This window comes from Sphingomonas sp. NPDC079357 (assembly GCF_044901155.1).
GTDB lineage: Bacteria > Pseudomonadota > Alphaproteobacteria > Sphingomonadales > Sphingomonadaceae > Sphingomonas.
On record NZ_JBJDOM010000001.1, the window covers coordinates 1892024 to 1900268 of the forward strand.

Here is an 8245-nt window from a genome sequence, read left to right on the forward strand (position 1 = left end):
GGTGCGAACGCCCCGGATCAGCGGGGCGCAAGAAGACGATCGAGACCGGTTTCACCGGCGCCGATCTTCTGAAGGCGCGGGTAACGCAAGCCATTATGATAGTCGAGTGCTGCACTGCGGAAGCGGTCGCCTTGCTTCACCGTCAACGGGATAGCCGTTTTCGTGCCCTTTGCGGCGGTGATCGCGGCCTTCAGTTTATCGGCGCTATACGCCTCGCCATCGACCGCGACGATCTGGTCGCCCACCGTGAAGCCCGCCCTGAAGGCGGCGCTGTCCCATGTCACGCCGGTCAGCGTGCCCGAGGCGTCGAGCACCATCCCGCCCGAATAGGTCAGATTGGTGGACTTGGCCGAGGTTTCGGCGGCCTTGAACGACGGGGTCGGCGTCTCGCTATAGGACAATTGATAGCCGTTACGCGCCAATCCGTCGATCGGTGCGCCGGAGGCATGTTCGGTCAGCCGCCGGCGAAGATATCCCGCCCAATCCCACGGCACGATCCCGTTGAGTGTTTTGGCGACATCGTCGAACGTATAGGTGACCTCGCCCCAGTCGCCATCGCGGATCCCGAAGAACGCGCGCGCAAAATCGTCGATCGACTTCGCGCCGGCTGACTTCTCACGCAGCAGCGAGTCGACGTCCATCCAGACGAGCAGCCCTTCGTTGTAATAATCCTCGCTGCGCTGCCAGCTCGTCCAGCCCTTCGGCCGTCGCTGCGAGATGATCGGATCGTTGGTGGTATCGGCCAGCGACCGCCACTGCCGCGCCGGCTGGCTGTCGTAGAGCGCCATGATCGCGGCATATTGGTCGAGCGTGTCCTGCTTGCTGACCAGCCCCGAACGCGCCTGGAGCACATAGCCCCAGAATTGCGTCTGCCCTTCATAGACCCACAGCAGCGAATCGCGCATCGGCGTGCGGAAGTCGGGCGTCCACAGGTCCGCGCCGCGCCGGAACTTGCCGTCCCAGCTGTGCGTGAACTCGTGCGGCAACAGGTTGCGGCGGCCGGGGCCGTCGTTCCACTTGGTGAAATAGCCCGGCGTCACGCCATTCTCGCTCGACCGGTGATGCTCCAGCCCGATCCCGCCGAGCTTGTCGGTAATCGACAGCAGGAATTCGTATTTGTCGTAATGCTGCGCGCCGAAGGTCTTCGCGGCCTGATCGACGAGCCGCTGGTGCCCGGCGATCTGCTCGGGCGTCGCGGCCAGCTCGGCGGGATCGTCGGCGAAGACGTTCAGGTTGACGCGGGGGGAGAGCGGCCAGACCTTGCCGTACTTGCCCGCCAGAACCGGCGAATCGACCAGCACCTCGTAGTTGGTGGTGTCGTAGCTGTAAGTCGAACCTGCCTTCTTGGCCGGTACCGCGCCCGCCGCCGTCCAGCCCTCCGGGTATTTCACCGTCATCTGGATCGGGATCTGCCGCGTGAAGTAACCGGCCGGGTAGAGGCTGACCGAGTTGGGCTGGAGCGAGATCATCGTGGGGGTCATGACGATCCGACCCTGATTGGTCTGCGTCGCCGAGATAAATTGAAAGCGCGCCTCAACCGTCTTCGCGCCCGCCGGCACGTCGATATGGAAGGCGTAGACGTCGACCGGATCGCGCGTCCACTCCACACGCTTGCCGTTGGCGGTGATGATCAGCCCGGCCAGCTTTTCGATTTCGCCGCGTGGGCTATGCGCGCCGGGCAGCCACTTCGGGAACAGCAGCACCATATGCCCGGCCTGCGGCACCGGGATCGTCTCGGTCACGCGGAAGATCCCCTGCGACGGATCGCTGGCGTCGACGTTCAGCCGGAGCGTGCCGGGGAAGCGCACGTCGCGCGGCGCGGGGATCGTGTCGGTGAACGGCACCGGCTGCGGTGCGCTGTTGCCGGCGGGGACCTGCGCGGCGAGCGGGGTGAGGGCGACGGAGGCGAGCAGGGCGGCGGACGCGAAACGGGCGATCATCGGGGCTCCCAAAGGACAGCGTGACTGACCCGATTAACCAGCCCGCACGCCCCGCGTCCACCCCCCGCCCGTCAGTTCGCCCCCAACACGTTGATGCTGAACGCGATCACCCCGAGGTTGAACACGAACCCGGCCAGGCACTGCCCCAATACCGCGCGCCGCACCGTCCCTGACCGGATCGAGACGTCGGAGGTCTGGAAGGTCATCCCCAGCGTGTAGCTGAAATAGACGAAGTCCCAGTAATCGGGCGTGTCGGTCCCCGGAAAGTCGATCCCGCCCGCGTCCTTCCCGTCGTCGCCCGGCATATAGAACAGATGCGCATAATGCAGCGCATAGACCATGTTCGAGAACAGCCACGCCAGCGCGAGCGTGACGATCACCAGCAACCGTGTCGGGTTGCTCTGCCGCCCCTGCAATTCCTCGTGCACCGCGGTCAGGATCACCAGCATCACCGCCGCGGTGATCGCCAGCAGCAAGGTGCGGTTGGCGTCATTGGCCTGCGCGACGACGCGCATCTGCGCCGGGCTGTCATGACGTGGCAGCCGGATCATGCTCAGCAGGAAGACGACCGCGGCAATGTCGAACCCCGCCATCGCCGCGCGCCCGCGCCCGAGCGGTGGCCACAGCGCTGCGACGGCGGCGACCAGCACCACCACGAACAGCAGGAAGCGCGGCGGTGCGATCCGCCGTCCCAATCCCCACCAGCGCGCACGATCGTCCATGCGAACAGCCGCTAGCGCTTGGGCGACGCGCCGACTAGTAGCGCACGTTCTTATGGCCCGTATTCCCACCCCGCAGCGCGTGCGCGGCACGCAGGACATCTTCCGCGACGAGCAACGCCGCTTCGCGCATGTGCTCGACACGTTCGATCGCGTCCGCCGGCTCTATTGCTTCGAGCGTGTCGAGGTGCCGGTGTTCGAGGACACGCAGGTCTTCGCGCGCTCGATCGGCGAGACCACCGACGTCGTCTCGAAGGAGATGTACACCTTCCCCGATAAGGGCGACGACCTGCTGACGCTGCGGCCCGAATTCACCGCCGGGATCGCGCGCGCGTACATCACCAATGGCTGGCAGCAATTCGCGCCGCTCAAGCTGGTCACCAGCGGCGCAGTCTTCCGCTACGAGCGCCCGCAGAAGGGCCGCTATCGCCAGTTCCACCAGATCGACGCCGAGGTGCTCGGCGCGCCCGAGCCGGCGGCGGATGTCGAATTGCTGACGCTCGCCGATCAGCTTTTGCAGGAACTGGGCGTCGCCGACGGGGTGACGCTGCAACTCAACACGCTCGGCGATGCCGCGACCCGCGATGCATGGCGCGACGCGCTGGTCGCGCATTTCGCGGCGCATCGCGGCGAGCTGTCCGAGGACAGCCTGACACGGCTCGACAAGAACCCGCTGCGCATCCTCGACAGCAAGGACCCGCGCGACCGCCCGATCGCTGACGCCGCGCCAGGCATCGACGCCTATATGAGCGCGGAAGCCGGTGCGTTCTTCGAAAGCGTGCAGAAGGGTCTCGACGCGGCCGGCGTGCGCTGGACCCGTAACGAGCGGCTGGTGCGTGGGCTCGATTACTATCGCCACACCGCGTTCGAGTTCGTCACCGACCGGCTCGGCGCGCAGGGCACCGTGCTGGCCGGCGGGCGCTATGACGGCCTGGTCGAGAGCCTCGGTGGCCCGGCGACCGCGGGCGTGGGCTGGGCGGCGGGCGTCGAGCGGCTAGCGATGCTGCTGGAGGAGCCGGCGGCGGCGCGGCCTGATGTGGTGCTGGTGGTCGAGAATGACGCCGCGCATACCGAAGCGGTGGCGACGCTCGCCAGGCTGCGTCGCGCCGGCGTGTCGGCGGAACTGGTTGCGACCGGCTCGCCCAAGAAGCGCTATGACAAGGCACTCAAGCTGGACCCGGCCGAGACGCTGACCTTCGCGATGGACGGCGATACGGTCGCGACCCGCGGCCGCGTTTTGCGCGGCGACACGTCGCGCCTCGCCGAGGTTCTCGCGTGACCCTGCGCTTCCCCCGTCGCTCCGGCCTTGAGCCGGGACCCCGCTGCCTTTCCGACGTCGCCGCAGAAGCGGGCTCCCGGCTCAGGGCCGGGATGACGATCGAGGCGCAGGCATGACCAGCATCTCGATCGACCGCATCCGCCAGATCGAGGCGCGTCGCGACGAACTCGCCGCGCAGATGGCGACCGGCAATCTCGACGGCGACCGCTTCGTCGCGGTGTCGAAGGAATATGCCGAGCTCGAACCCGTCGCGCAGGCCGCCAGCGAAGTGCGCCGGCTGCGGCAGGAGGCCGAAAGCCTCGCCTTCATGGCCGGTGACGCCGATGCCGAGCTGCGCGCGATGGCCGAGGAGGAGTTGCGCGACAACCGCGCCGCGCTCGACACCGCCGACCGTCGGCTCGCGCTGGCGCTGCTCCCGCGCGACGCCGCCGACCAGCGTTCGGCGATGCTCGAGGTCCGCGCCGGCACTGGCGGCGATGAGGCGGCGCTGTTCGCGGGCGACCTGTTCCGCATGTACCAGCGCTTTGCCGAGGGGCAGGGCTGGCGCGTCGAGCTGATCTCCGGCTCCGACAGCGATGCCGGCGGTTATAAGGAAGTCGTCGCCAGCGTCACCGGCACCGGCGTGTTCGCGAAGCTCAAGTTCGAGAGCGGCGTCCACCGCGTCCAGCGCGTGCCCGCCACTGAAAGCGGCGGGCGCATCCACACCTCCGCGGCAACCGTCGCGGTGCTGCCAGAGGCCGAGGACGTCGACGTCCAGATCGACGAGGCGAAGGACCTGCGCATCGACGTCTATCGTTCGTCGGGGCCGGGCGGGCAGTCGGTCAACACCACCGATTCGGCAGTGCGGATCACGCACTTGCCGACCGGTCTGGTGGTGATCCAGCAGGACGAAAAGTCGCAGCACAAGAACAAGGCCAAGGCGCTCAAGGTGTTGCGGACGCGGCTCTACGAGGCGGAACGCGAGCGGCTGGCCGCGGAACGCTCGGGCACGCGCAAGGCAATGGTCGGCTCGGGCGACCGCTCGGAGCGTATTCGCACATACAATTTCCCGCAGGGGCGCGTGACCGATCACCGCATCAACCTGACTCTCCACCGCTTGCCGGAAATATTGGCGGGGGAGATGGACGAACTGATCGGGGCGTTGATCGCCGAGGACGAAGCGGAGCGGCTGGCGACACTGGAAGCGTAGCGCGCCGGCTGGCCTGTCGCATCCCGCGGCAGGACTCAGCCAAGCGCGGCCGGCGGGGCCATGCCCCGTCCGACGACGCGGCTTCGCCGCGGTGCTGTCCTACAGCCGCCCTGTCACGCTATCCTCACCTCTTTCGGTCAGAACGGTTCCTATGCCCCATCGTCATTGCGAGCGCAGCGAAGCAATCCAGGGTTGCCACCCGGGCGCTCTGGATGGCGTCGCTACACTCGCAACGACGGCTGGGTGGCGAATGTTGAGACGCCGCACCACCGTCTCAACATTCGCAACATTCGCGCTGCGCATCCCCGCATGACAACCCCTCGCGACGCCCTCCGCGCCGCCGCCGCGCGCTTCGCCTTCTCGGCCACCGCGCGACTCGACGCCGAGCTGCTGCTCGCCCATGCGCTCGGTATCGACCGCAACCGCCTGCTGCTCACGCTCGACGACCATCCCGTGCCGCCCGCCTTCGCCGCGCTCGTCGAGCGTCGCGCGCGCCACGAACCGGTCGCCTACATTACCGGTACTCGCGCCTTCTGGACGATCGACCTCGAAGTCGGTCCCGGCGTCCTCATCCCGCGCGCCGACAGCGAGACGCTCATCGAGGCCGCGGTCGATCATTTCGCGGACACCGCCGGGCCGCGGCGCATCCTCGACCTCGGCACCGGCCCGGGCACGTTGCTGCTCGCCGCGCTCGATCAATGGCCGCAAGCGAGAGGGCGGGGCGTCGACGCCTCGCCGGTCGCGGTTGACTATGCGCGCCGCAACGCCGCGGCGCTTGGCATGGCGGACCGCGCGCATTTCGTCCGGAGCGATTGGGCGGACGGCATCGCCGATATCTTCGACCTCGTTCTCGCCAACCCGCCTTATATCGAAACGGCGGCGGTGCTTCCCGACGAAGTTTCTCGCTACGAGCCCGCCGCGGCGCTGTTCGCCGGAAGCGACGGGCTCGACGACTACCGTCGCATCGCCGTGCAGCTCCCTGCCTTGCTCGGAACCGGCGCGGTCGCATGCGTGGAGATCGGCGCGACGCAGGGGCAATCCGCCGCAGCCTTGTTCCGCGCGGCGGGATTGTCGGTCACGTTGCGTCGCGATCTGGGTGATCGCGATCGCTGTCTGGTGGTCACGCCTTGAATTCGGCGGGGCGATACCCAATATTTTGCTTTGAGAACGACGGCCGTGCGTCTAGAGACGGCGCAGGGGCTCGCGAACTCACCGACATGCGTTGGATGGCGCGCCTGCCCTCCCTTCGTCATCAGCCGCTGCAGTCCGGTGGCCATGGCAGGCCCGCGTTACCGAAATGGTCGCGGCGCCGGGGAACGATTGCAACCCGTGCATCGGGAGCGAATGCCGGTTTTGGTTCCAGGACGAGGACAGTGAATTGATCAACAACCGTCAGAACGGTCGCCGTCGCGGCCGTGGTGGTGGCCAGCAGCGTCAGGGTGGCGGCGGCGGCCATGGGCAGCGTGACAGCGGCAACCGGATCGACAGTCGCGCGCGCGGCAATGCGGCTCAGCTGCTCGAGAAGTACAAGAACATGGCCCGCGACGCGCAGATGGCGGGTGATCGCGTCAACACCGAATATTATCTGCAATTCGCGGATCATTATTTCCGTGTTCTCGCCGACCAGCGCGGCCGGTCGGACGATCAGCAGCCGATGCGCCGGCAGCGCGACGATTTCGATCAGTTCGACGACGGCGACGACTTCGGCGACGAGGGCGATTCGATCCGCGCCGACGAGCAGCCGCGCGCCAGCGAGACCGAGAATAATGGTCGCGGCGAGCGCTTCCGTGACCAGCGGGCGCAGCAGCGCGATGATCGCCCCCGTGATGATCGTCAGCGTGATGATCGTCAGCGTGATGATCGTTCACGCGATGATCGTTCACGCGGTGACCGCCAACGCGACAGCCGTCCTGCGTATGTCGAGCAGCAGCAGTCCGAACAGGCTGTCGTATCCGAGCCCGACGTGACCATCGCGGCCGGTGAGGACGATGCCGCTCCGCGTCGCCGCCGTACCCGCAAGCCGCGCGAAGAGGCCGCGGCGCCCGCCGACCAGGCACCCGCGTTCGATGCGGATCGTCTCCCGCCCGCGCTTGGCGTCACGGCCGAGCCGGTGGTTGGCGAAGAAGGCGAGGCCCCCAAGCCGCGCCGTCGTCGCGTCCGTGCGACGCCTGCCGAGGCGGCCGCAGCCGAATAAGACTTTGCCCGGGCAGTCGATGTGCGGCCGGTGTTCCCAACGGGAGCGCCGGCCGTCGTCGTTTCCGGAGCCGCTTGTTTTTGCGCACAAAGAGAGGATGATGCCCCGGCGACGCTAGATCGCGGATATCATCGGAGGGGATCATGACGATCGCAGCCATCCTCGCGCAGAAGGGGACCGACGTCGTCTCCATCCCGACCGACCTTCCCTTGTCACAGGCGATCGCCGCTCTGGCGCGTCATCGTATCGGCGCCATACCGGTGGTCGACGAGGGCGGCGCGGTCCAGGGCATCTTTTCGGAACGGGACATGATCCGCCTGCTCGCCGACGCCGCCAACGATGCGACGGCGTTGCTCGCCACCCCCGTCGGCGCCGTGATGACCGCCGAGCCGCTGACGGCGACGCGCGACGATTCGATCCTCGCGGCATTGTCGTTGATGACGCATCGGCGGATACGACATCTGCCGGTGGTCGAACACGGCCGACTGATCGGGATCGTCTCAATCGGAGATCTCGTCAAACACCGGATCGACCGGATCGAAGCCGATGCCGCGGCGATGCGTGACTACATCCAGCAAGCGTGATTCGCGCTTCATGACGGAGCGGAGACAGAAACGCTGCGAAAATTTCGCTGTTTTCCGCGGTGTTGCGGTCGTGACGACATAAAATTGCAAAAAGTGTTTGACGGCTCCGCGGCATGCGCCTAGAGGGCTGTTCACCGACGGGGCGCACCTACTGAGGCGCGGTTTTGTTGGTCGCCACATGGACGGACAGCGGTCTTTCGCTAGGGATAGCGGGATTGATCGGTTGTCTGGTTTGTTGTCGGCGGGCTCTTTGACATTGTAGGTAAGATGAAGGGACATGTGGGCGGCGGCTCTGCGGGTTCTGTGCATTCAAGGTGCATGGGGTTCGTCAGAAGTTAAG

Annotated in this window: 7 protein-coding genes; 5 read left to right on the forward strand and 2 right to left on the reverse strand. The window is 66.9% G+C overall.

Features of this window, described 5'->3' with window-relative positions:
• Window positions 1–17: 17 nt before the first annotated feature.
• A complete protein-coding gene (locus ACI2JO_RS08940) occupies window positions 18–1940 on the reverse strand; it encodes a M61 family metallopeptidase (protein ID WP_404720285.1) in 1923 nt (640 codons plus the stop codon).
• A gap of 71 nt (window positions 1941–2011) precedes the next feature.
• Window positions 2012–2662 carry a DUF1345 domain-containing protein gene (locus tag ACI2JO_RS08945; RefSeq protein ID WP_404720286.1) on the reverse strand — a complete coding sequence of 217 codons (651 nt, stop codon included), beginning with the start codon at window positions 2660–2662 and terminating at the stop codon, window positions 2012–2014.
• Between the two features lie 52 nt (window positions 2663–2714).
• On the opposite strand from ACI2JO_RS08945, the gene hisS reads away from it, so the two are divergent.
• The 5 genes from hisS (at window position 2715) to ACI2JO_RS08970 (ending at window position 7905) form a co-directional block, all read left to right on the forward strand.
• Window positions 2715–3938 carry a histidine--tRNA ligase gene (gene hisS / locus ACI2JO_RS08950; RefSeq protein WP_404720287.1) on the forward strand — a complete coding sequence of 408 codons (1224 nt, stop codon included), beginning with the start codon at window positions 2715–2717 and terminating at the stop codon, window positions 3936–3938.
• A gap of 112 nt (window positions 3939–4050) precedes the next feature.
• Complete coding sequence (gene prfA / locus ACI2JO_RS08955) at window positions 4051–5127, forward strand: peptide chain release factor 1 (RefSeq protein WP_404720288.1); 1077 nt, start codon at window positions 4051–4053, stop codon at window positions 5125–5127.
• A 309-nt stretch (window positions 5128–5436) separates the two neighbouring features.
• On the forward strand, window positions 5437–6258 hold the full coding sequence (gene prmC / locus ACI2JO_RS08960) for a peptide chain release factor N(5)-glutamine methyltransferase (protein ID WP_404720289.1): 822 nt from the start codon (window positions 5437–5439) through the stop codon (window positions 6256–6258).
• 247 nt (window positions 6259–6505) lie between these two features.
• Window positions 6506–7321 (forward strand): DUF4167 domain-containing protein, encoded by an 816-nt coding sequence (locus ACI2JO_RS08965; RefSeq protein WP_404720290.1) that lies wholly within the window; start codon window positions 6506–6508, stop codon window positions 7319–7321.
• A gap of 143 nt (window positions 7322–7464) precedes the next feature.
• Complete coding sequence (locus ACI2JO_RS08970) at window positions 7465–7905, forward strand: CBS domain-containing protein (RefSeq protein WP_404720291.1); 441 nt, start codon at window positions 7465–7467, stop codon at window positions 7903–7905.
• Window positions 7906–8245 lie beyond the last annotated feature (340 nt).